At 50.8% G+C, this 24,429-nt stretch carries 21 protein-coding genes and 1 tRNA gene; 5 read left to right on the top strand and 17 right to left on the bottom strand.

From position 1 onward, the window contains the following. Positions 1 to 32 precede the first annotated feature (32 nt). The 14 genes from EFB02_RS04460 to EFB02_RS04395 all read right to left on the bottom strand — a co-directional run bounded on the left by EFB02_RS04460 (position 33) and on the right by EFB02_RS04395 (position 16,250). Positions 33 to 923, bottom strand: coding sequence for a cell division protein FtsQ/DivIB (locus EFB02_RS04460; RefSeq protein ID WP_122820364.1), 891 nt, complete (start codon positions 921 to 923; stop codon positions 33 to 35). Beyond that, on the bottom strand, positions 910 to 2,331 hold the full coding sequence (murC, locus tag EFB02_RS04455; RefSeq protein ID WP_122820363.1) for a UDP-N-acetylmuramate--L-alanine ligase: 1,422 nt from the start codon (positions 2,329 to 2,331) through the stop codon (positions 910 to 912). The genes EFB02_RS04460 and murC overlap by 14 nt, the downstream gene beginning before the upstream one ends. Next, entirely contained in the window at positions 2,328 to 3,449 is a 1,122-nt protein-coding gene (gene murG, locus EFB02_RS04450) for an undecaprenyldiphospho-muramoylpentapeptide beta-N-acetylglucosaminyltransferase (protein ID WP_122820362.1), read from the bottom strand. Before murG ends, murC begins: the two co-directional genes overlap by 4 nt. Then, positions 3,439 to 4,785 carry an FtsW/RodA/SpoVE family cell cycle protein gene (locus tag EFB02_RS04445; protein WP_122820361.1) on the bottom strand — a complete coding sequence of 449 codons (1,347 nt, stop codon included), beginning with the start codon at positions 4,783 to 4,785 and terminating at the stop codon, positions 3,439 to 3,441. Before EFB02_RS04445 ends, murG begins: the two co-directional genes overlap by 11 nt. Before the next feature lies 1 nt (position 4,786). Continuing rightward, the gene (gene murD / locus EFB02_RS04440) at positions 4,787 to 6,244 is read right to left on the bottom strand and encodes a UDP-N-acetylmuramoyl-L-alanine--D-glutamate ligase (RefSeq protein WP_122820360.1); all 1,458 of its coding nucleotides are present in this window, start codon (positions 6,242 to 6,244) and stop codon (positions 4,787 to 4,789) included. Next, positions 6,223 to 7,335 (bottom strand): phospho-N-acetylmuramoyl-pentapeptide-transferase, encoded by a 1,113-nt coding sequence (gene mraY / locus EFB02_RS04435; RefSeq protein ID WP_122820359.1) that lies wholly within the window; start codon positions 7,333 to 7,335, stop codon positions 6,223 to 6,225. Before mraY ends, murD begins: the two co-directional genes overlap by 22 nt. Continuing rightward, positions 7,335 to 8,867 (bottom strand): UDP-N-acetylmuramoyl-tripeptide--D-alanyl-D-alanine ligase, encoded by a 1,533-nt coding sequence (locus EFB02_RS04430; protein ID WP_122820358.1) that lies wholly within the window; start codon positions 8,865 to 8,867, stop codon positions 7,335 to 7,337. Before EFB02_RS04430 ends, mraY begins: the two co-directional genes overlap by 1 nt. A gap of 42 nt (positions 8,868 to 8,909) precedes the next feature. Continuing rightward, on the bottom strand, positions 8,910 to 10,856 hold the full coding sequence (locus EFB02_RS04425) for a peptidoglycan D,D-transpeptidase FtsI family protein (protein WP_122820357.1): 1,947 nt from the start codon (positions 10,854 to 10,856) through the stop codon (positions 8,910 to 8,912). A 6-nt stretch (positions 10,857 to 10,862) separates the two neighbouring features. Continuing rightward, positions 10,863 to 11,288 carry a cell division protein FtsL gene (gene ftsL / locus EFB02_RS04420; protein WP_122820356.1) on the bottom strand — a complete coding sequence of 142 codons (426 nt, stop codon included), beginning with the start codon at positions 11,286 to 11,288 and terminating at the stop codon, positions 10,863 to 10,865. Position 11,289: 1 nt separating this feature from the next. Next, complete coding sequence (gene rsmH, locus EFB02_RS04415) at positions 11,290 to 12,276, bottom strand: 16S rRNA (cytosine(1402)-N(4))-methyltransferase RsmH (RefSeq protein ID WP_122820355.1); 987 nt, start codon at positions 12,274 to 12,276, stop codon at positions 11,290 to 11,292. A 122-nt stretch (positions 12,277 to 12,398) separates the two neighbouring features. Beyond that, positions 12,399 to 12,830, bottom strand: a complete 432-nt coding sequence (gene mraZ / locus EFB02_RS04410) for a division/cell wall cluster transcriptional repressor MraZ (RefSeq protein WP_122820663.1) — start codon at positions 12,828 to 12,830, stop codon at positions 12,399 to 12,401. A gap of 352 nt (positions 12,831 to 13,182) precedes the next feature. Continuing rightward, entirely contained in the window at positions 13,183 to 13,605 is a 423-nt protein-coding gene (locus tag EFB02_RS04405) for a DUF3040 domain-containing protein (protein ID WP_122820354.1), read from the bottom strand. Positions 13,606 to 13,658: 53 nt separating this feature from the next. Further along, a complete protein-coding gene (gene dinB / locus EFB02_RS04400; RefSeq protein WP_122820353.1) occupies positions 13,659 to 14,906 on the bottom strand; it encodes a DNA polymerase IV in 1,248 nt (415 codons plus the stop codon). Positions 14,907 to 14,909: 3 nt separating this feature from the next. Further along, on the bottom strand, positions 14,910 to 16,250 hold the full coding sequence (locus tag EFB02_RS04395; protein WP_122820352.1) for a PAC2 family protein: 1,341 nt from the start codon (positions 16,248 to 16,250) through the stop codon (positions 14,910 to 14,912). A gap of 131 nt (positions 16,251 to 16,381) precedes the next feature. On the opposite strand from EFB02_RS04395, the gene EFB02_RS04390 reads away from it, so the two are divergent. Further along, positions 16,382 to 18,664: a HelD family protein gene (locus EFB02_RS04390; protein WP_122820351.1), complete on the top strand. Its 2,283-nt coding sequence runs from the start codon at positions 16,382 to 16,384 to the stop codon at positions 18,662 to 18,664. 77 nt (positions 18,665 to 18,741) lie between these two features. Beyond that, positions 18,742 to 19,950, top strand: a complete 1,209-nt coding sequence (gene serA / locus EFB02_RS04385; protein ID WP_122820350.1) for a phosphoglycerate dehydrogenase — start codon at positions 18,742 to 18,744, stop codon at positions 19,948 to 19,950. Here the strand turns inward: serA and nrdR are convergent. Both nrdR and EFB02_RS04375 read right to left on the bottom strand, forming a co-directional pair. Beyond that, a complete protein-coding gene (gene nrdR, locus EFB02_RS04380) occupies positions 19,919 to 20,416 on the bottom strand; it encodes a transcriptional regulator NrdR (RefSeq protein WP_438947135.1) in 498 nt (165 codons plus the stop codon). The two genes, serA and nrdR, sit on opposite strands and share 32 nt — an antisense overlap. Positions 20,417 to 20,569: 153 nt before the next feature. Continuing rightward, positions 20,570 to 21,157 (bottom strand): hypothetical protein, encoded by a 588-nt coding sequence (locus EFB02_RS04375; RefSeq protein ID WP_122820349.1) that lies wholly within the window; start codon positions 21,155 to 21,157, stop codon positions 20,570 to 20,572. A 154-nt stretch (positions 21,158 to 21,311) separates the two neighbouring features. Here EFB02_RS04375 and lexA point away from each other — a divergent pair, with 154 nt between their 5' ends. From lexA to EFB02_RS04360, 3 genes are all read left to right on the top strand, one after another. Then, positions 21,312 to 22,001, top strand: coding sequence for a transcriptional repressor LexA (gene lexA, locus EFB02_RS04370; RefSeq protein ID WP_122820348.1), 690 nt, complete (start codon positions 21,312 to 21,314; stop codon positions 21,999 to 22,001). Between the two features lie 186 nt (positions 22,002 to 22,187). After that, positions 22,188 to 22,261: transfer RNA gene (locus tag EFB02_RS04365), tRNA-Met, on the top strand. Positions 22,262 to 22,344: 83 nt separating this feature from the next. Continuing rightward, a complete protein-coding gene (locus EFB02_RS04360) occupies positions 22,345 to 22,749 on the top strand; it encodes an OsmC family protein (RefSeq protein ID WP_147471029.1) in 405 nt (134 codons plus the stop codon). Positions 22,750 to 22,813: 64 nt separating this feature from the next. Here the strand turns inward: EFB02_RS04360 and EFB02_RS04355 are convergent, their stop codons facing one another. Next, positions 22,814 to 24,394: a UDP-N-acetylmuramoyl-L-alanyl-D-glutamate--2,6-diaminopimelate ligase gene (locus tag EFB02_RS04355; RefSeq protein WP_122820346.1), complete on the bottom strand. Its 1,581-nt coding sequence runs from the start codon at positions 24,392 to 24,394 to the stop codon at positions 22,814 to 22,816. Positions 24,395 to 24,429 lie beyond the last annotated feature (35 nt).

The following is a 24,429-nucleotide window of genomic DNA, read 5'->3' as shown; positions in this document are numbered from 1 at the left end:
CTCATTTTCAAGCGGAGCACCTAGAGCGTGCCCTAACCAGTAATAGTAGGGTGGGCATAATCGGTGACGTTGTAGACACTACCTCCACGTTGCAAAAGCACCGTGAGAACCTGTGCTTTTTTCCGGTTATCGCTGCTGGCACCCCAAACAACCTTCGCTCCCGATTTCAGCTTTAGCTCAACATTATCTAGTCGAGCCGCCTGGGCACTAGCGACTTTTTCCTTAAGATCTGGGGGAAGAGATAACAGTACCTGGGCAACCGACTTCAAACAATCACGTGCGTGTGCCAGCGGACAACTGGTACCCACCTCCGCCAGATTTGCGGCCTCAAATCCGTTCGCAGGTACCGTCTTTCCTTCTTGATCAACCACCGCGCCTTCTGTAGTTTTACCTACCGGTTTGCGCAAGGTCAGATAGACAGCGAGCCCTTGGGGGAATTCCCGTTTAACCTGTATCTCTTTAATCCAAGGATTTTCTTTTTGTAGGGAAGTAGCCACCTGCCCTGTCGGTAGTCGCAACAACGGCGTACCTGCGTAGCCGGCCACTTTGTCTTGTACCTGTTTGGCAGGCGCTTGGGCGCTGGTTCCCATCACCCGAACTTGCGCGGGATCAAAGGCAAAAACTGGGGAAAACCAAAACAAGTATCCCAATGCCGCTACTACTATTACAATGAGAGCACCGATAGTGGAACGGCGTAGCTGTCGCCGTCGTTTAACCTGGGCTATTTCCTGCCGCCTCTGGGCGAGACCGCTAGAAATTACCACCCGATCTTTCGAAGCTAAAGTAACTTGCCGTACCCGCAGCTTAGAAACCGCATTACGAGTTCTACTGCCGTCGTACCTGCGATTTTTATCCACGACAGATTTTTTCGATACGTCAGTGGATTTTGGGCGGCGTGAAAAAGAAGATTTACGGGTGGTCACGGGAAACCCTTACCGCTAAGGCCTGCAAAATAACTGCCCCGGCTGCTGTGACGTCCCCGGCCCCCACTGTTAAGATTAAATCCCCTGGCTGCGCAGCTTTAGCGAGGACACGGGCAGCTTCATCTCGATCTCCCAGGTAACTGCCGCGCCTCATTTTTTCAGTGATGATTCTAGAGGTAACTCCAGGGATCGGATCTTCGCGAGCCCCATAAATGTCGCATACTATTACCTGATCTGCTAAATCCAAAGCAGAGGCAAAACGGGAAGCGAAATTACGGGTGCGTGAATATAAATGCGGTTGGAAAAGCGCCAGCACTCGCCCTCCGGCAGCCGCCTCACGTGCCTGGCGCATGAGCGCTTGCACCTCGGTGGGGTGATGGGCATAGTCGTCAATGACCCGGATTCTTCCAATCTCACCTTTAGTTTCAAAGCGACGAGCAGTTCCCGAAAACTCTCCTAGAACTGCAGCGATATTTACATTAGAAAAACCGGCTACCCGCGCAGCTAAAAATACTGCCGCCGCGTTTAATAGATTGTGACGCCCGGGGATCGGGAGGCGTACCGCCGTGGTCTCCTCCCCGACGATATAATCTGCAGACACGGAGCCGGGATTTTCTCCCTGTGGCTTGACCGAGCAGAACAGATCGAGATCGGCAGGAGGATTTTCGATTCCATACCCCAGAATCCGAAGGCTATTTTTCTTGTTTTCTGTCGCTGCCCCCGGGGAACGAAGCCGTTCGATTAACCGGCAGCAACCGGGATCATCAGTACATAGAATCACGGTTCCACCAGGTTTAACACAATTAGCAAAGTCAAAAAATGCCTGTTCGAATTTTTCTGGAGAACCATAGTTGTCCAAATGATCAGGCTCGATATTAGTAATGATTGCTAACTGCGGGCAATAGTTCAGAAATGAGGCGTCAGATTCATCAGCTTCGGCAATAAAATAATCACCTTTACCTAGGTGAGCGCCAGTTTGATAGTGGCGCACTACCCCACCCACCGCGAAGGAAGGGTCGGCTCCTAGTTGTGACAAAGTTTGCGCCAACATTCCCGAAGTGGTGGTTTTACCGTGAGCCCCTGCCACCGCTACAAACTTGCGATCTGCCGCCGCGAGCGCCAGCGCCTGGGAACGGTGCATGACCTTACACCCCACGGCTTTAGCGGCCGCGAATTCCGGATTATCCGGGTGTATCGCACTGGAATAGACAATAGTCGTATCCGGGGTAATCAGCTGAGGTCTGGTACCCACCCAACATTTAATCCCCAGTTCCCTCAGTTTCTTTAAATTGGTGGAATCGTTTTTATCCGAGCCAGTCAGTTCCCAACCGCGAGCGAAAAATAGCTGTGCTACCACCGACATTCCGGCTCCGCCTACCCCAATAAAATGATATTTTTTCTCGCTCATTTAAGTACTTCCTCAGCGATTTTTGCCAACTTCTCAACGGCATCGGTACCCTCTTTAGGCAGAGACCGTGCCATTTCTGCCCGCCGTCCAGGAGCCAAAAGCAGCGGAATTACCTTTTCAGTTACGAAATTGGCATCAAATCTGGCGTTATCTATTATCAGAGCTCCCCCGCTTTTTACCGCATCTGCCGCGTTCAGCCGCTGCTCTCCGTTTCCAATTGGGAGCGGCACGTAGATAGCGGGCAGCTGCAACGCGGTCATCTCCGCAACCGTTCCCGCCCCCGAACGGCAAACCACCAAATCACTAGCGGCTAACGCTCGTTCCATATCTACTAGGTAATCTAAAATCCGGTAGCGGGACTGTAATCCTACAGGCAGCAGCTGACGCACAGGAGCATCTTTACCTTTGCCAGTTAGGTGAATCACCTGAACATTTTCTGGCAACTCTTCCAGTGCGGCTTGCATAGCTTGGTTTAGGGAAAGCGCTCCCAGAGATCCCCCGGTTACCAGCAGCGTTGGCAATTTAGGATCAAGATCGAAAGATTCTAGAGCCTTCTGTCGCTCCCGTTTTAGTCCCTGTGGATCTTGCCGCTCCTTCGCTAAGGTCGCTATTTCTGGACGTAAGGGCAGTCCAATACAAACAGTTTTGCCCCGCTTAGCCTGCAGTTTGGTAGAGGGAAAAGTCAAAGACACTACTTTTGCCCAACGTGCTCCCAAGCGATTAGCAAGACCGGGACGGGCATTTTGTTCATGGATAATCAAAGGAACGTTCATGCTCCGGGCAGCTAAATAAGCGGGAGTAGACACGTAGCCTCCAAACCCAATCACTATGTCCACTTTTTTCTCCCGGATTAGGGATTCTATTTTCCGCACAGTGGAGCGCATCCGAGTGGGGATAGTAAAAAACTGCAGCGAGGGTCGACGTGGTAACGGGATTCGCGGGATGGTATTAAGCTCAAATCCCGCTGCTGGAACTAGTTCGGCTTCTTTACCTTCCCTGGTGCCAACAATCGTTACCTGCCATCCCTTATCCCGTAGGCACCTGGCGGCCGCGAGTAGAGGATTCACGTGACCGGCGGTTCCACCTCCCGCTAAGAGTATCGATTTCTTATTTTCCATTGCGTTTCCCCAATCTCACAGCTCTAGTGGCACGTAGATATTTTGGCCTGCGCGTCGCCATCTCTGCTACCCCCGGCTCTGCACGCACGTAGCTTAAGAGCACTCCCATTTGTATCAAGGTTGCCAAAGCAGTAGACCCCCCCGAGGATACTAGCGGTAGTGGTACCCCAACTACTGGTAAGAACCCAATTACTACCAGGATATTTATTAACGCTTGGGCGATTATCCACCCCAGGGTTCCGGCGGCACAGATTCGAGTTGCCGGATTAGCGGAATGAATAATCAGGCGGCAAAGTATCCAAGCCAGTAGTCCGAACAGTAGCAGCACCAGCAGCGTTCCCACCAAACCAAATTCTTCACCCAAAATTGCGTAGATAAAATCCGTGTGTGCTTCCGGAAGGTAGTTCCATTTTTGCCTGGAAGCCCCAGGCCCCACCCCGGTCAATCCACCGGTTCCTAACCCCCATTTTGCACGCAGGGGTTGCAGTCCCGATCCCATGGGATCTGCCTGTGACGGATTCAAAAAGGAAAGCACTCGACGACGACGCGACGAAGATGCCAACACCGCACCTACCGCCCCCAGGGCGAGCAGGAGGATTCCCATCCCCAACCAACGGATGGAGATTCCCGCCACCAGCAATACGCACAGCAAAACAGAAACGAAAATCAACAAGGTTCCCATGTCATGCCCACCCATTACCGTGGCTACGATAATCAGGAACGGTAGCCCCACCCATTTTGCAAGGGAGCTAAGAGAATCAATTTGGCAGCGGCCGCTTATAAACACGGTTATCAACAGCAAAATAAAAGCAATTTTTAAGAACTCGGAAGGCTGGAATACCTGGTTGATTCCAGGAACGTATACCCAGTTACGGTTACCGCCCTGGGAACGTCCCAGGCCACTGAACACAGCTAATTGTCCCCCCACGGCTAGGGGAAATATTGGGAAAAAAGTATAGTTCTCAAGGGTGCCAGAAGATAAACGCGAAATAAAAATCATGGCCACAAATCCCGCCCCCATGATGAAGAAGGGACGGATGATCCCCCAGTAGGGATTAATTCCGGCTGAAAGTTCCAGGATTACTGAGGCCGAAAACTGCATTAGTAATCCGATGAGCGACAGCGCGATAATCAGGAACCATAGCATTTGGTAGTCGAAGAGCGGATTACGGGTCAGAGAACGCCACAAGGTAAGCAAACGACGCTTATCCTCTGGGTTATCCGAACGAAAACTAGGAGCTCGTTCCACTTTGATACGAGGAATTTTTGCGGTTACTGCGCTGGTAACCCTGTTGCGGGATTTCTGCTGATTGTTAACCGGTTTAGCTTTGGCCATTCTAGGCCTCCAAGCGGGACACGGCCTTAGCAAAAGCTTCCCCTCGCTGGGAATAGCTAGCGAACTGATCCCAAGATGCGCACGCGGGAGCCAGAATTACTTGATCCCCGGGGCGCGAAAGAGCTACAGCTTCGTTTACCACTGAAAACATCATGTCGTCGTGATAAACAACTTCAACCACCGGCACCTTAGGTGCATACGTAGCTAACGCTTGGCGCAAGGCAGAGCGGTCTTCTCCAATTAAAATTACCCCACGCAAATATTTGGCTACTTCTTGAACCAAATGGTCAAATGATTGTCCCTTGGCATCCCCACCGGCAATCCACACTACCGAATTAGGAGAACTCCCAGACAGGGAGGCCGCTGCCGCATGAGTATTAGTGGCTTTGGAATCATCAATCCAAGTAACTTCAGCTACCCGACCAACCGTTACCCGACGATGAGCCTGGGGGACAAAGGAACGTATCCCATCACGTACCGCTTCTGCCTCAACTCCAAATGCCCTGGCCAGAGCAGCAGCAGCCAACGCATCTTGAAGGACAGTAATCCCTGGTTCTGCCTGGTAGTAGTGGAAATCTCCCCGGCCAGCTAACGCTATTGCCTCTTTATGAGGATTAGCGCTATAAGCCCGATCTACCAACATATCCTCGACTATCCCCAGTTGGAAGATATCAGGAGTACCGGTAGTAAAACCGATTGCCCGGCATCCCTCGGTTACATCGGCATCCAACACCATTTGCAGAGTTTGGGGAGCTTGCTGGTTATAAATCGCGGCTTTCTGGGTACGTTCATAAACCCGCGCTTTCGCTGCCGCATAAGCCTGCTGACTACCATGCCAATCAAGATGATCGGCATCTATATTTAAACATACAGCTGCCAGTGGTGACAGTGTCCTGATAGTGTGAAGCTGGAAACTAGATAGCTCCACTGCTAATACCTGGGCTTTAGCGTTAGCCGCTGCTAAAACCACCGGAGATCCGACATTTCCCACCGCCAGGGCTTCATACCCGGCAGCTTCCAAAATTGAACGTGTCATCCCCACGGTGGTGGTTTTACCGTTAGTGCCAGTAATAGTGAGCCAGGGGGTATCGGGTCGCGATGTTGCAGTTTTTTGAATCTGCCAAGCTAACTCTACCTCCCCCCACAGCTCCACCTGGTGCTCTGCCGCCCAAGAAAAAGCACTGTGACGCGGAGAAACCCCGGGACTAACTACTATTAACGAAGGCGTGATCTTATCGAGGATGCCTTCGCAGCTATCCTGGTCTCCCTGGTAAAACTGTGCTCTCGGATATTCTTGACAGCAACGTGATACTACCTCTTCCTGAGCGTCAATCCCCGATACCTTTGCCCCTAAAGTAGTTAATACTTCCGCGCAGGCGCGACCTGAGGAGCCTAAACCGATAATGCAAACTCGACGGTCTGCCCATATTTGATTTTTCACCGGATCGCAACCACCCATTCGGCATAAAACAGGGCAACTCCCACAATCGCAAAGAGGCCAGCAATAATCCAGAATCTAACTACGATGGTTACTTCTTTCCACCCTTTTAACTCGAAATGGTGATGCAGGGGCGCCATTTTAAACACTCGTTTCCGAGTCAATTTAAATACTCCCACCTGGATAACATCTGACATCACAATTACCACAAACAACCCACCGATGATGACGGCTAGAAACTCGGTACGCGTGAGAATCGATAACCCGGCAAAAGCTCCGCCGAGGGCGAGAGAGCCGGTGTCCCCCATGAAAATTTGCGCAGGAGAAGTGTTCCACCATAAGAATCCAAAACAGGCTCCTACTATTGACAGTGAGATTATGGCCAAATCTGCCGGATCGCGTACCTCGTAGCAAGCGTCCATCACTTGCGGAGCTACTTCCCTAAGCGGACAACGCTGGTAGAACTGCCAGGTAGCTACCCCGGTATATGCCCCGAAAGCAAATAGGCAAGATCCTGCGGCTAAACCATCTAAGCCATCGGTCAGATTTACTCCGTTTGACCAGGCAGCGATAAGAAAATTTGCCCATAACGCAAAGAGGATAAAAGCCACCACGACACCCGCGAATGCAAGATCCAGCCCGTTTACGTCGCGCACCAGGGAAATTTTTGTGGAAGCAGGAGTAATCGAAATCCCGGTTTCCTCCTGCCGGGGAAATAGTAAAGCCAGTACCCCAAAAGTGGTACCTATTGCCAATTGCCCAGCTATTTTCGCCCATGCGGTTAAACCTAGTGAACGCTGCCGGGAAATCTTAATGTAATCATCTAAGAATCCGATGAACCCCAGCCCCACTATCAGGAGCATTAGTAACCAACCTGATGGGCCAGGGAGGGTCCAGGAGGCAATATGTGCACCAACCCAACCACCAAGCGTAGCTAGGATTATTACGATTCCCCCCATCGTGGGGGTACCCCGTTTGGTGTAATGGGCGGTAGGCCCATCTTTTCGGATGAACTGACCATATTGATATTTACGGAGGAGCCGGATTAACACCGGCGTCCCCGCCAACGAGATAACTAGAGAGGTTAAAAGCGCTATCCCCAAAGGCACCATTAGCCCTCGCCACCTCCTGTCAGGGCATCTGCGATTTTCCAGACTCCAGATCCGTTAGATCCTTTAATCAATACCGTATCGCCGGGAGCTAGAACCTGCTTAACTACTTTAAGCGCCTGCTCGGCATTTTCACAGTGTTGCACCTCGGCGTGGCCGAAAACTGTCTGGTAAATAGGCTTTGCTGCGTTGCCCACAGTTACAACTAGCTCCAAGTTTGCTTCCAAACAAGCCTGGCCAACTAGACGATGGTGGCTAGCAGAATCTGCTCCTAGTTCCAACATCTCTCCCAGTACTGCAATCGCGCGTCCTCGCCCCTTAGCCTGGACTATTGTCTTTAAAGTTCTGATTCCGGCACGCATCGAATCAAGATTCGCATTGTAGGAATCGTCGATTACCGTAATTTCGTCTCCGATTTCCTGTACGTCCAAGCGGTGCCGCGATAAGGGATGAGCCTTTTCGAGGACGCGAGTGGCATCTGCAAAACTAACCCCCAGTTCAGTAGCAACAGCTACTGCCGCCAAAGCATTAGTGACATTATGCCGGCCTATCAGACCTAATTTCACTTTCATTGATTCATGCCCGCGAGTAATTAAAAACTCTGCTCGCCCTTGATCATCAACCTCTACTTGGGAAGCATATACTCCAACGAAATTTTTCGCTTCTTTCTGGTCAGCAGCATTTTTTAACTCCCCAAAATAGCGCACCCCCTGCCCAGAAGCCATTTGACGTACTCTTTCATCGTTAAGATTAAGGATTGCTAGGGAGGGAATAGCGTTAGTTTTTGGAAAACTATCGGTATAACCATCTTGTTTAAAAACTTGTTTTTCCTGCCAAGCGGGATCACTTAGTGGCCAATACCGCTTTCCCGGAAAGTTGCGCAGTCCCCAAAGCAGTTCTGCCTTCGCCTGTGCCAGCCCCTCTATACTTCCGAATCCACCCAGATGAGCGTGACCCACCATCAATTCAATCGCCATATCCAGAGGAGCAATTGCGGTTAATAGCGCCAAATGCCCTGGGCCGGATGCTCCCATCTCTAGCACCAAGAAGTCAGTAGTTTCATCCGCACGTAAAATAGTTAAAGGTACCCCGACCTCGTTGTTATAAGACTTTTCAGGAGCTACGACTTCTCCGCGCAGTTGCAATAAGGTAGCCAATAAATCCTTGGTAGTAGTTTTACCCGCAGAACCGGTAATCCCCACACAAACTGGTTTTTTCCCTGCGCCTTTAGCACGTAAATTCGCTAGATGCGCATGCGCTAACCACCCTAAGGCGCGAGTTGCTTCCGGAACCTGCACATAGGGAATCCCCGCTTGCTCGGCAAATTCTGCGCGTTCAACCAGGGCTCCCGCAGCTCCGGCTTTTAAGGCTGCTTCCAGGTAGCGGTGTCCGTCAGAGTTTTCACCGCGACGAGCTACATATAAATCCCCTGGTTGAACTACACGAGAATCGGTTACCACCCGTCCAGTAACTTTAATATCGGGATTCTTACATGGTTGGTTTAGCGCCTGAGCAATCCACCCCAGTGTCCACATTTAACCGCTCCTATGTTATTGATCTATGCCTTCTCAGAATACCTAGGAAGCTTTCAGGGGGTATAACTGCGGCTGAGCCGTGGAAGGAGGAATATCTAACAATGTCAGAGCTCGCGAAGCTACCTGCGAAAATACCGGGCCAGCGACCGCACCCCCATAAAAACCAGATTTGGGATTGTAGACGACAACTGAGACTGATATTTGCGGATTTTCTGCGGGAGCCAGTCCCACAAACGAAGCGATAACCCCTTCTACTGAACCTGAACTTGAAATAATTTCACTGGTACCGGTTTTGCCTGCAGCACGATACCCAGATATCTGCGCGGACTTTGCCACATTTTCATGAACCGGAACCGATTCCATCATCCGCACTAAAGTGGCGGCAACGTTTTGATCCATTTTCTGGTTTGCTGCCGGTTGCTTATTTTTATGCAAAACTCCTTGGGAGTCTTGATATCCCTCTACCAGGTGTGGTTTTACCCAAACTCCATGATTAGCGATAGTTGAAATCGTCATTGACATCTGCATCGGGGTACAAGCCATGCCCTGACCAAACATAGTAGTCATGCGCTGGCGACCGTCCCATTCTTCGGGTTTGCCAATCACACCTACCGACTCTCCCGGCATCTCGACTCCGGTTTTTTGTCCCAACCCTAAAGCCTTCATCATCTGATAGCGTTGCTGATCAGTAACCATTTGCCCAATTTGGACAGTACCGGTGTTTGAAGATTCCACCAGCACTCCGGTGGCAGTCATCCTTTGCGCTGGGTGCTCCACCGCATCACGGAAAGTCTGACCTCCGATGGTAATTTTGTAGGGAACCTCAATCGGAGTTAAAGGATTTATCTTTTTTTGTTCCAGAGCAGTAGCAAAAGTAACCAATTTTCCAGTTGACCCTGGCTCGTAGGTATATTGCACTGCCCGCGAACCGGTAGTTCCCGAGGTACGTCTACGCACCTGTTCTGGAGGCTCATTTCCTGAATCTGCGAGCGCTAGAATCTGCCCATTTCCAACCCGTTGGACTATTACCGCTCCCCATTGCGCGCCAACTTCTGAAACTTTACTATTGATGGCGTCCTCGGCAATATTTTGCAAATCAGCATCGATAGTTAACCTCAGAGTTTTCCCAGGCTTAGCAGCCTTCAAAGTATCAGTTCCACCGGGAATAATTTGTCCCGAAGGTGATATCTCGGTAGTTCTTTTTCCGGGCACTCCCTCCAGCAAACTATTTTGGGTAGCTTCGATTCCCGCCTGCCCCGCGCCCTCATAATCGGTAAAGCCCAAAATTGAGGAAGCTGTCGCCCCATTAGGATATTCCCGCTGATAGCGTCGTTCTCCGTCGATACCGTCAATTGCTAGATTACGAATTTTCCGCCAATTTTCCGCGCTAACATTTTTTGCGAGATAAACGAAGCCCTTTTTACCTACCATTTTCCCGCCCAGTTCCGCAGGATTCATGTCCAATATTGGCGCCAATTGTCGAGCCGCTTCCGCAGCTCCTGTTCCCACGATTTTTTCGCGATTTCCGGGGTCGCGCAGTTTTGTTTTATCGATAACAACTTTTCCGTCACGGTCAACTATCTCCCGATGAATATAGTCCTTCACTAGAAGTTGATTCACCGATATGTTGTAGACCTCAATCGAGGTGGCGAGCACGGTTCCTTTACGGTCAATAATGTCGCCCCGTTTGGCCACAATCTGGGTGGAACTAGTGCGCGCATCGGTTGCAGCATCGGCTAAGGCTGGTCCTTGTACTACCTGCAATTCGAAGAGCCTTACGCCACACATGGCCAGTATAAATAACACCATTGCTAGCAAGAGACGTCCGCGTTTCCTAGCCACTCCGCTGGATAAAGCAGCACTTATAGGGGCTTGCACAGGGGAATGCCCCTCACTTTTATTTGCGATTACTGCCTCTAAAGACCAAGTTTTTTTACCCTGCGAAGAAGCGCCCTTCGCCTGCGAATTGCTTCGCTTCTTCCCGGTCATAGATACCTATTGTTCCTTAGTTTCCTGTTTCGGAGGGGTGCCTCCCTCAATTTTACCTGTCTTTAGGGTAACGTATCCGGTTTCTCCAGCTGGCACATAACCGTCAGCTAAAGCCGCTTCCCGGACTTTTTCTGGGCTAGATTTTGCCTGAACCTGGGACTCTAACTTTTGGTTATCTTCTTGCAATTGTGCCAACTGCACTTGATCATCATGAATTTGGTAAGAAATAATCGCCATTTGCGTATTGATAAGTAACGGGGAAACGATTAACGCCAGCAGAGTCAAAGCAGCAGCGAAGATTTTCACCAGTAGCGGGGAACGCTTGTTATGAGTGCGAGTTTCCCCCACTACTTGCAGGCGACGAAGCTCCGGGGTATGAACCGGCCTCCTGCGAATTGGCGATACTGGTCGTATGGCGGCGGAATTAGCCATTTTATTCCCCGTTCCTTTCTGCTTCCGCTTTTAATTTGCTAATCGCTCGCAACCGCACCGATGCAGCCCGAGGATTATTTTCCATTTCTGCCTCGCCGGCTTTTTCTGCTCCGTTGATCAACAATTGGAAAGTTTTTGGATCAGTTAGTGGAATCCCGTCCAGGGTTGCCGGTGCCACTGCCTGCTGAAAGGCGCGTTTGACTATCCGATCCTCTAGAGATTGATAAGCCTCAACCACCAGGACTCCCCCCGGCGCCAATACCTGTAAGGCTTTGGGCAAGGCATCACCGAGGATGCTAAGCTCCTGGTTAACCGCTATCCGTAGCGCTTGGAATGTCCTTTTTGCCGGATTACCCCCGCTGCGCCGGGCAGGCGCAGGAATAGCCGCCCGCACAATTTCTACTAACTGCGCAGAGGAAGTGACGGGCTTTTTTTCGCGTACGTTTACTATTTCCCGAGCTATCCGGGAAGCAAACCTTTCTTCTCCCCATTTACGCAAGATCTCAGCCAGCTGCAAGCTTGAAAGCTCGGCTAGTAAATCCGCAGCAGTTTTCCCGCTACTTTGATCCATACGCATATCTAGGTCAGCCTCGCGGGAATAGCTAAAACCACGAGCGGTATCATCTAGCTGCATCGAGGAGACCCCTAAATCCATTAACACACCGGCAAGGGGATATTCTTCGCTGCTATAGGCCGCGGCAACTTGATCAATAGCATCATAAGTGGCGTGCACTGCCGTGAAACGCGCAGAGTGTTCCCGCAGACGCTTTGAAGCCCTAGCTAAAGCCTGCTTATCTCGGTCTATACCAACTAAGCGCACCTGGGGATAGGTCTGTAAAATTAGTTCACTGTGTCCCCCCAGCCCCAAGGTGGCATCAATGACTAGGGCACACCCTTCGGTTCCCACCTGCTTAATCCCCTGCCCTAAGAGCGCAATGCAGCGCTCAGCCAGCACCGGCTGGTGAGTGAAATTAACGCTTTGCGACATATTGTTCCTTAGGGAGATTCGGGATTTTACTACGCAGATTTTGGAAAACCAGGGCTTTCCCCGAAGATCTGCTACCGGGGAAGAGGCATCAGAGCATTCGGGAAAAGACCAGGCTCTCCAAGTCAGAACATTCCAGGAATCACTTCCTCTCCCGTTTGTGAAAAAGCTTCCTCTTGTTCAGCCAGGTACTGATTCCAGGAAGCGGAATTCCAGATTTCAACTCGCGCACCGGCACCGATGACCACCAGCTGTTTTCCCAAGTCGGCATAGGTACGCAACTGCGGAGGAATCACTATGCGGCCTTGTTTATCGGGGATTTCATCCGATGCCCCCGAAAGCATTACCCGCACATAGTCGCGCCCCTGACGGGAGGATAGTGGAGCCCTGCGCAGTTCTTGATACATCTCTTCAAACTCACGCACTGGAAAAACATAGAGGCAACGGTCTTGACCTCGGGTAATCACCAAACCGGAGGCTAGCTGCTCCCGGAATTTAGCAGGAAGGATTAAGCGCCCTTTATCGTCCATTTTAGGTTCGTAGGTACCTAAGAACATAAGCACTTCCTCCTTTCCAGCCAGATAACTCCACTTTACCCCACTTTCCCCCACCTTAGTAGCAAATTGCAGAGATTTACGAAAAAATTGAGAAAAATTACCCACTTAACCTGCGTTTACTAGATTTTTAGGACGTGGAGTAAAAACTAGCGATTACTGTAATGATTTAGCCTGGAAAAGAGGATCAAAATACAAACTCCCCAGCAAGCGAAAGCACAAGAGCAATGGGAAAAAATTGAATTTACAAGAGTAAAGAGAGCCTGAAAGAGAACGCAAAGACTACCAGATGACGAAAGGGGATTCTGGCAGGAGAACAGCTATGAAAACTGAGAGGAAGAAATCTGGTTACCAGCTAGCGGCGACCGTTGCGACGATCCCATTTATCTGCTTGCCGCTGTTTAAAACTACGACCTGAACGGGATTTTTTAACAGAAGAACTAGGGTTTCCTGCGGATTTATTGGGGTTTACCCCAAAGTCAGCTAAACGGGAATTCATCGGCATAGTCACGGAAAAAAGCACCACTATAAAACCGACTACAGCCACAGCAACTGCCAAAAACTTAGAAATCGTCCAAACAGAAATCCCCACCACCAACAGGGCAATTCCTATCAAAATCAGTAAGGTCATAGTGGCGAGCAAACGCGGAGAAAGATTAAGCTTTTGCGTTTTTTCCTGGGCTGAACGATCTTCAGCCGGAGATTCTGCCACGCGGACATCGGAGAATTGACGTTCCATCTCTGCCAAAATTTGTTTTTCTTTCTCAGATAGCCCCATAGTGGCTCACTCCTTTCCGCATCGACACTCCCAGCATAAAACAAAACTCTACGTCAGTGAGATTCAATTCCATAACCGGATACCTTCTTGCCGGGCGTAACTAGAGTAGCGGGACGTAAGGAAACATCACCAAATTTTTCACGGATTCTACCCATTGCCACTTCGGTTGCCCGCCCACGAGAGTCCCTCCCCCAAGACATTTGCACTCCCGAAACTGCGGAAGTCAGTTCCTTAGTAGTTACCCCCACTAGGCGAATCCCTCCTTTAGGGAAATTTTCTTTAGCAAATAACCCCAAAGCTGCCTGGGCGATATCCCTAGCCACGTCAGTGGGCTGCCGCAGGGTACGAGAACGAGTCCAAGTACGAAAATCTGCGGCTCGCAATTTTAAAGTGACGTTTCCGGCCAAAAGATTATTAGCCCGCAGCCGCGCGGCACATTGGTGGGATTGATCCAGTAAAGTTACGGAAATCGTTTCCCGCGAGTGCACATCCTGAAGAAATGTGATCTCGGTTCCAATAGATTTTTCTTTGCTGCTAGTACCGACTTTTCGAGAATCATGCCCCCGCGCCATTTGATACAGGCGTACCCCCATAGCTTTTCCAAATAGGGAATTCATTTGGGAAATATCTATAGCAGCTAGCTGTCCAACTGTCGATATCCCCTTCCGCTGTAGCTTCTCTCCCGCACTACTTCCAATCCCGGGGATGGCTCCCACGGGAAGGATTCGCAAAAAATCTATAGTTCTGTCTGCAGGCACCAGTAAAATCCCATCGGGTTTAGCGTGCGCAGAAGCTATTTTTGCCACCAACTTGTTGCGCCCTATGCCGACAGAGGCCGGCAAGGAAAGCTCATCTCGCACCCGAGAACGCAACAGCTGAGCGATTTTCACCGGAGTGCCCAACCGTCGACGTGAACCCGAGACATCTAAGAAAGCCTCATCAATCGAAATCTGCTCCATAACCGGAGTAATTTCCCCTAGAATCGCCATTACTTTTTTGGAAAGCGCCGAATAGTAACTGTGCCCCGAAGCAAGCACTATCGCTTGTGGACACAGCCGTTTAGCTTGGGAGACCGGCATGGCGGCGTGCACACCTTGCGCCCTCGCCTCATATGAGGCCGAAGATACTACTCCCCGATTGCTTTTGCCCCCCACAATTACTGGTTTTCCCCGCAACTCGGGATTGCGTAGAATCTCAGCCTCTACAAAGAACGCATCCATATCTACGTGGAGGATATTCGTACCAGTATCATCGCTGCCCCAATCACGTTTAGCGGCAGCAGCCTGGGGCGCTTTACTCACGGGTCAGTTCTTTCCACTTTCCCCAGGATCACTAGCTGCGCCCGGTTCATATCCATTAGAATCCAGGTTTTTACTTTCAGGCGGTGGAGGTGGAGTCGGCAGATCTACCTGGGAAGCCCGAGAACAGTTATTGGTTTTCCGGGATTTTAGATGCGAGCGACGGGGAGGAAAACGTCTGCCTTTAGAGGGATTTTCAAAAGCTTTTTCCCCAGACGCAACCGCACTTTTCTGGTTAGATAGGCCTGTTTGCCCGGATTCTAAGCAAAGATTTTCATCCTCGGGAATATTTTGTTTCCGCTCTTTGGGCGACCGTCCCAGCTTTCCGGAGATTTTCGGATCACTATCGAGCAGCTGACGCGAAGCCACCTTTTGGGCTAGATGGGCCAACAGATCGTCACGCCCCCCTAATAGTCTGTCAGCGGCCTCTTCCTGAGAGTCTTGCGGCTTTACCTGAGCTAAGAACCTTTCGATACGTTCGGCAATGGCATCTCCGGAACGAGAATCTACCGACTCAGCCAAAGATTTGGGGTGCAACTCCCCCCAGGGTTGAGTTAGCGCTTCATCGTAATGCTGCTCCATTTTTTCCACGAGTTCTCGAGCCTCGGGATTTTCGTCTAACTGTTGGTTTATTTCCTGGGTCATTTGAGCGCTGGCTGCTTCCAAATCCCCCATCGGCAAATCCAGATTCAAAGTTTCGGACAGGTACTGGATAGCACTGACTGCTCCCGGCGGGAACTGTCCATCCGCCAGGTAATAGGGAACGCCCACCACGATTCCTCGCGCCTGTACCGAAATCATCTTGAACAGCATTTGCAAATATTGGCCAAAAGAAGCAGTGATGATGAATGTACCCGGCATCTCGGTCTGAGGAGGTAACAGATCAGGATTCGGGGAAGTTTGGTTAATAAATGGTATCCGGGTGTGAGGAATATTAGCGGCAATCCCCATCAGATCCACTGCCTGCTTAACCCCCATTTTCTGACAAACTTCAAAGATCGCCAAAGAAAAATCTTCCCAGTTAATGTCTGGTTCCAGACCGCGCAACAGCAAGATATTACGCCCAGAATAATCTGTAATCCGCTCAAGGGTGCAGCTGGGATAACGCATATCGGTCATCGTCCAGTTTTCGATAGTGATTCGGGGGCGACGCGCCCGATAGTCCAGCACGGTTTCTAGGGCAAAACGAGCAACTTCTTCATGCGGGAGGGCATGCAAGAGCTGTTCAATAATCATTCCCCCAATATCGCCAGAATCTATTGCCCCAGAAAAGGCATAGAGCAACACTTCGGCCTGCGTATCTTCATAAGCGGGACCGGGAATTATAAAACGGCTTCGCTTTGTCATCTACCCTCCATTCTGTATTCCAGCCTACCTGGATACTGTTAGGTACGCACCTGCCGCTCGCCCCAACTATGGGCTTTCATCTTAAACCGCTAGAATAGATGCCTACTTTTTTCATATGAAAGGGGCGATTCTTGAACGATCCAGCAGAACTGGCCCGCGAGCAAGCGGCAGTTGACGGTATATACCAGGTTCTTGATGACGCCCGTATCCGCTACCGTCAGCGCCAACGCCAGATTCAGGCTCATGGAGCCACCGGCTCTCCCCAAAACCGCTCTGAGCGGGACGTGATGGCCGCCCATCTGGGAGATCAAGCTGCTCGCCTGGAGCAAGTAGAAGAGCACCTAGTGTTTGGCCAGCTAACTCCCCTCCAGGGCGAAAACTTTTATATCGGCAGAGTGGGACTACAAGATGAAAATCATTCGCAGGTCTTAATGGATTGGCGTGCCCGGGCAGCAACTCCCTTTTACCAAGCAACCGCACGGCACCCTTTAGGAATGGCTAGCCGGCGGCACATCGGATTGCATCGTCGGCAGGTAATTTCTTTGGAAGACGAAGCCTTCGACTTGTCTCATGCTAGAGACAAACAGATTGAGCTACAGGGAGAGGGCGCGCTGCTGGCAGCATTACAAGCGGGACGCTCTGGACATATGGGCGATATTGTCGCCACCATCCAAGGCGAGCAAGACCGGATAATTCGCGCAGATACCTCTCAGATTCTGGTAATTCAAGGCGGACCTGGCACCGGCAAAACTGCCGTGGCTCTCCACCGAGCTGCTTTTTTACTCTATGAACAGGCAGAGCGTCTAGCTAAATCCGGAGTTTTGGTAGTAGGTCCTTCCTCTGCCTTTTTGCGTTACATTGAGCAAGTACTTCCGGCTCTAGGGGAAACCGGGGTGGTTTCTAGCACTATGGCAACTTTGTTGCCGGGAATTCACGCCGAGGGGAAAGAACACCCCAAGATCGCTACCCTCAAAGGAGATTTACGTTGGGTAAAATTAATTAAGCGGGCAGTTCGTTCCCTACAGAGAGTTCCCGATGACAACCAAATTCTCTTGGTGGGCTCCAGCAAACTGGCTCTGCGTCCCAAAACAGTTAAAGAAGCAATTCGCCGGGCGCGTTTAAGTGGTAAACCCCACAACCAAGCACGCGAGATTTTTGTTAACTATGTTCTTGATTCCTTAACAGACCAATATTTAGACACTGAAAATCGCCGCGAAGAAGCCGAGTTAGCTGCGGCTGCTAGTACTGCCGGCCTGGGAGAAATTGAAATCGATCGGGATTCTCTTTCCGAACGCGCCCTGGTGCGTGAAGATTTGCGTTCTAACTTGAATGTGCGCCGCGCAGTCAATCTGTGTTGGCTGCCTTACTCAGCGCAGAATCTTTTGCGACGCTTGTACGCCTATCCCGCATTTCTCGCTCGCTTTGCCAGTGAGTTTAACGATACCGAGCAAGAAATTCTTTATCGTCCCAAACAAGCGGAATTCACCCCTGCCGATGTGCCTTTACTGGATGAATTGGCGGAACTGCTGGGAGATCTCCCTAATTCTTCCTCCCCCAGCTCCCAGCAGGCTAGTGCTTTTGCCCGTAAACAGGAACAGTCTCGTGCGCAAGCGGCTATCGAGGGACAAGGCCTGGGGGGAGGAATCGTGTCCGCGGAAATTTTGGCCAGCCGGGCCGGCGCCAGCGCTGAACAATCTTCTTTGGCGGAAATGGCCTATCAGGATCGAACCTGGACCTACGGGCACGTAGTGGTCGATGAGGCGCAAGAACTTTCCCCGATGGATTGGCGGAGCCTACTGCGGCGCTGCCCCTCGCGCTCTTTTACCGTGGTCGGTGACTTAGCGCAGCGTATCTCCTCGGGAGGTTCTTCGTGGCACCAGCTACTGGGACCGGCCGCTGATGCTCTGGAGGAAGAAGCCTATTTAACGGTGTGTTACCGCACTCCGAAGGAAATAATGGATTTGGCTGAGCAGGTCACTACAGCCGCAGGCCGCCCCTCCCCTTATCCAGTACAAGCGGTCAGGCAAGACCCGAACTCGCTACTAACCGAAAAGGTTGTCACAATTGACGCTGCTAGCGTCGAACAAGTGCTTAAAGAAGAATTGGATTACCTTGATACCTGTTTAGGGAAAGACAGAGGCAGGATCGCTCTCGTCTGCAGCCAGCATGACTTGGTTACTTTCCAGCATCTATCTTCACAGCTTCCGTTCAAGATTGGTACTGACCCGATTAACGATCGAGTATGCATTCTAGATGCGGTTACCGCTAAAGGGTTAGAGTTTGACAGCGTAATCTTGCTGGAGCCATCCCATATTTGTGCCGAAAGCGTTGGGAATCTATTCGTGGCCATGACCCGCCCCACCCGCCGCCTAGTCACTTTACACTCCCAAGAACTCCCTCCTGGCTGGAAATAGCAGCTGGTTTCCCGGACGATACATACCGCTTTTGGGACGGTTTTGCTAACTAATGGCGACGCTGAAAAGATAGAAACATGACGAAGGCAGTGTTACTTGAAGATCCGCACCAGGTCGCGGATGAAGTTTTTTCCAGTTCCAACATTGAAGTAGAACGCGTTAAGGGTTCTTTAGATGAAGAGGCTCTGATAGAGCGCCTCCAGGATGCCGATATTGTTGGAATCCGTTCGAAGACCCACATAACTTCGCGAGTTATTTCTTCTTGCCCACGCTTGCAAGTAGTCGGCTGTTTTTGTATTGGTACTAACCAGGTTGACTTAGATGCCGCCACCAAGAGAGGGGTCACTATTTTTAATGCGCCCTACTCCAACACCCGTTCGGTAGTGGAACTAGCGATTGGACACATCATTAACCTGGCACGACATATTGAAACCCGCAACCAAGATTTACAACGCGGAATCTGGAATAAGAGTGCTTCCGGTTCTCACGAAGTTCGCGGCAAAACCTTGGGAATCATTGGCTACGGCAATATCGGCACTCAGCTTTCGGTGCTAGCGGAAGCCATGGGAATGAACGTGGTATTTTATGACTGCGCCCAGAGGCTGGCAATGGGCAATGCCCGGGCTTTACCCACTATGGATGAGGTACTAAAAACTGCCGACTTTATTTCAATTCACGTAGATGGACGTAAATCCAATGAGGGGTTAATCAGCCAACGTCAGTTTGAAATGATGAAAGAGGGTGCTCTCTTTATTAATCTGTCGCGTGGTTTAGTAGTAGACGTTAATGCCCTCGCAGAGAATATTCGTTCTGGGAAGATCTCGGGAGCTGCAGTGGACGTCTACCCCGAAGAACCAAAGAAGAATGGAAACGAATTCCACTCCCCACTTTTAGGGCTGCCGAATACTATTTTGACCCCACACATTGGGGGTTCAACTTTGGAAGCCCAGTTCGATATCGGTCAGTTCGTCGCACATAAAATCGCCGATTACTGGCGCCTAGGTAGCACCGAGATGAGCGTTAATATGCCGAATTTAAATCTGTCCGCCCACCACAATTCCCTATATCGCCTAGCGTTTTTACACCGCAACATTCCCGGTGTTTTGGGTAGGGTAAACCAGGTTTTCGCAGATCAAAATGTAAACATTAACGGACAGATCCTGGGAACAGAAGGAGAAGTGGGCTACGCACTCACCGATATCGCTTCTGAACTGCCAGTTTCGGCAGTAGCCCAGATTCGTTCAATGCCGGAGGCTATTGGTCTGCGGGTTCTATCGCTGCAATAGCTTGATCCTGCTCTGCCCGGATTTCATCGATGGCCGCCTGAAAGTCATTCAGATCATCGAATGAGGAATACACTGAGGCGAAACGTAAATAGGCAACCACATCTAATTCTCTCAGTGGCCCCAGGATAGCGCGTCCAATCGAATGGCTATCGATTTGCGATTTCCCGGTTGCACGCAGGTCTTCTTCCACCAGTTGCGCTAACTTTGCCAGGTCGTCGCTACTAACTGGACGCCCCTGACAGGCTTTCTTTACTCCGCTAACTACTTTCTCGCGAGAAAAAGGCTCCAAAATACCAGAACGTTTACGCACGGAAAGAGCCGCAGACTCTATGGTCGTAAACCGTTTATTGCAGGCAGTACACTCACGTCTCCGCCGAATGGCATTCCCATCTTCAGCGGTACGCGAATCAATAACCCGTGAATCATCGTTATGACAGAACGGACAGTGCAAGATTTCCCCAATCAATGAACAACCTGGAAGTCTAGCTTATCGCACCACAAGACACTCTTGCATCATCGCTCTCAGAGCGATGATTACACAGTCCTAAATCACCACTCTAAACAGCTCTATACATCCCGAGAAAACATCCATTCAGCAGGTTCAGTACCCGCAGTTGAGCTACTGCCCTAAGAGCAAATCAGCTGAAGAGGAACTGTTACCCGCAACTACGCCACCTTCCGATACCTGGAAGGTTTCGTTGTGACCAACAGTAGTGAAATCCCAAAAACTATTGAGAGCAGCTCCGACCATAAGTGCCCCTGCCCCCAAAACTAGGAGCATAGAAACTTTGGCTAGACGGCGACTAATCGCGGGAAATATGGAACCACGTAACTTCTTTTTTGGAGAAGCCGAACGCCGCACTGCAGACATTTCCCTATCCTGGGCAGCAGGAGGAACCGCTGCCAGAGATACGGAACAATCACGATTAATGCGCGACGTCCGGCGCACCCACGAGGGAAGCGAGTCAAATGCCGCTTCCGCCACATCCGTGCGGTTCTCCCTACCGACGGCGGGCGGGCATGGCAATTTCGAGCCCGCAGGATGACGGGTCTTTGCCCGTACACGTTCAATATAGGTGGCGTCAACCAATTGCAACCGCGGGCGCTGGGTTTTAACCGCAGTCTGCTTTAGCAGCTGATAGTCACCCAATCCCACCACTCGCTTTTGAGCAAGTTCTTCCAAATCAAAGGAAAGCTGTATGGACATGACCCCACCTTTCTCGAACAACCGTTCGTCGAACATCTGTTTGGTATACTAATAAGCAGATTTTGGAAAATCAAGTAAAAAATCAATTTTTTCGAACAAATGTTTGCATAACGGGTCACAATTTTCTATCATCAAGTTAAGAGCGGGAGGGAACATGAGCGACCAGCAAGACCACACCTTAAATCTAGAAGATTTACGTCCGCGCGCACGTTCTATTTTTGAGGCGATTTGCGCTGGGATCCGCACTCAGGGATACCCACCTTCCGTACGGGAAATTGCTACAGCAGTAGGGCTTTCCTCGTCTTCTACGGTCAAACACCATCTAGACAATCTGGTCACTCAAGGTTTCTTGGTACGCGCCGCCGGACGCAGCCGCGCCCTCGAGGTCAATCCACAATTTGTGGGGCTTTCGACAAGCGACCCCAGCCCCACCGCCTCCCCTTCCCCAATTACGGAAGCAACGCCCTTAAATCACCAGGTAGTTCCGCTGGTTGGACAGATCGCTGCCGGTACCCCCATAGATGCACAACAAGACGTAGAGGACGTTTTTACCATCCCGACCCGCTTTACCGGAGAGGGCGAACTTTTCATGCTCAAGGTGCACGGAGAATCGATGATTGAGGCTGCCATCTGCGATGGAGACTGGGTGATAGTGCGCCGCCAAAATGTTGCAGAGCTGGGTGAAATCGTGGCCGCTATGATAGACGGAGAGGCCACTGTCAAAACCTTGGCGCGCCGCGAAGGACACATCTGGTTACTCCCTCATAACCCCGCATTTGCCCCCATTCCCGGTGATAATGCCACCATTTTAGGAAAAGTAGTTACCGTCTTGCGAGCGCTATAAAATAGCTACCACCTTGTACTTCCCCCCTAAATCTACCCCGCCACCTAAGTTTCCCTTCATTTGTTTCTTATTTGATCTTGCTTCTTTTTTAAACGCGATTTCAGCCTATAGATTCTTAACGTGACTTCTTCTACAGTGAATTTTTTTGCCTTTCACCGCCTCGCCTGCTTAACATAGACAGGTCGACGCGGGGTGGAGCAGTTCGGTAGCTCGCCGGGCTCATAACCCGGAGGTCGTTGGTTCAAATCCAGCCCCCGCTACTAGTAAAAATCCTGCAGCCTTCTGGTTGCAGGATTTTTTATCCCTAGCTTTACTTACTATCGTTTCCTGCCACAATAAAGGCATGAGCAAAATTTTGTGGGCACACCGCCAAGGAAAGAAACATTACGTAGGACAAAATGAACGCGGCGCTAAAGTTGAAATTGGTATGGGTGAAAACCAATTCACTCCCGGCGAGCTATTGCAGCTAGCACTAGCCACCTGTCATACCTTTTCGGCCGATCACGTATTTTCCGCCGCCTTAGGGCAGGATTTTGCAGCCGCCGTGGGGGTTGCTGCCAATAAAGACCTTAGGCGTGATTCCTACTCACACTTGACAGTTGAAATGGTCGCTGATCTTTCTAGCCTCCGGAAGGAGCAAATATCACTGCTACGTGAAAAATCCCAGGAAGCAATCGATAAATACTGTACTGTTGGCCACACCCTAGATGATGGTGCCAGTTACGACTTTAAACTGCTCTCAGAATAGCCAGCTATACATGAGATAGCTAAGCCAAGGCGCAGCCTATCCTGTTAGTGCGCTTTCGCGAGCACTAGCCTTTAACGTGAGCACGAGCCTTATAGGCAGCCAGGCAATCACGAGCTACCAGGGTGTCATTAAAAGCGTGGAAAACTCCCTCAATTTCTTGATAGGGCTCCGCACCTTTGCCGGTGATTATTACCGTGTCATCCGGGTGAGCTGCTAAAACTGCTTTACGAATTGCATCCCGCCGGCAGGTGGATACCTCACAAACGTTTTCCATCCCGGGGCGCTGTTCTTTAATCCCAGACAGTAACTGGGCACGAATACTTTCTGCATTTTCCGTGCGCGGATTTTCATCAGTCACCCATAAAATGTCCGCTTCTTTAGCCGCCACTTTAGCCAGCGGTACCCGTTTGCTGGCATCTCGATCCCCATCAGTACCAAAAACCAAGTGCAGTTTTCCTGGCGTAAACTCTTGCATGGTGCGCAAAATCGAAGCTAATGCCTCGGGCGTGTGGGCATAATCATTGATAACCAGGGGAGTTCCTTCATTACGCCGACTGACTATTTCCAAGCGCCCGGGAACCGCTAGACTCGCCAAACCTGCTTTCGCGGCCTCGGCAGGAATTCCAATACCGGTAACCATTAAATAGGCAATCACAGCGTCCTGAACATTGACCTCCCCGGGCAGGGCAACGGTAATTTTTTCCGCGTGTCCCGCATTCGGTTCCGTCTTCCCAGTTAAAGTAAAATCACAGGCCGCACGGGCAATGTTGTTAACTTTTCGGCTCACCACCCAATCGGCTTGGGCATTCGGATCATAGGCAGATACCGTCACGCTTTCAGTGTCGCAGCTGGCTGCTAACCGCAGCCCCCACTTATCATCAATACAGATCACGGAGTAATCCGTATACTCTTTGGAACATAGTCGCGCCTTAGCTGCCAAATAGTTCTCCATAGTATGGAAATAGTCCAAGTGATCGTGCTGTAGGTTAGTAAAAGCAGTAGCATCAAACTTCATTCCTGCGACTCGCCCTAAAACCAAAGCATGTGCGGACACTTCCACTACCGCGGCTTGCATCCCCTGCTCCACCCCGTAAGCCAAGATTCGCTGCAACATCGGACCTTCAAACGTGGTCCGCGAAGATTGAATCCGCAACTCCCCCACCTGAGTTTCCGCAGTGGAAAGAATCATGGTGGAAAGCCCTGCAGCCTCAAAAGCGAATTTGGCAGCGAAACATGTAGTGGTCTTGCCGTTAGTCCCGGTTACCGCTACGGTTTTCATTTTCCCAGCCGGATTATCGAAGGCTCTAATCGCGAGGGGCGATGCCGCTTCTCGTGGATCCGGCACCGTTACTACCGGGATTTTCACCCCTTGGGAGAGAGCAAGCTCCGCACCCTTTTCGTCAGTAATCACCGCTGCAGCCCCCAGGGATTCCACCTCCCTGGCAAACTTGGCGGCATGCACATTCGCCCCAGCCACAGCGATAAAGGCCTCCCCGGCTAATATCTCATTGGAAGCCATCGAGACCCCGCGCACCTGAACCCCTTCCCAGCCGGGATCAATTTCAGCGGCAAAGCCTTCGACTAGACGCGCCAGTGAAACCGGAGCAATATTTTGCGGACGAAAATCTCGAAAAGTTACGGTCATGTCCTCTACTCTAGTAGCTACTCACTGTCTGGCAC

The organism is Varibaculum vaginae (assembly GCF_900604285.1).
Classification (GTDB): Bacteria; Actinomycetota; Actinomycetes; order Actinomycetales; family Actinomycetaceae; genus Varibaculum; species Varibaculum vaginae.
This window is presented reverse-complemented; position numbering and strand designations above follow the sequence as displayed.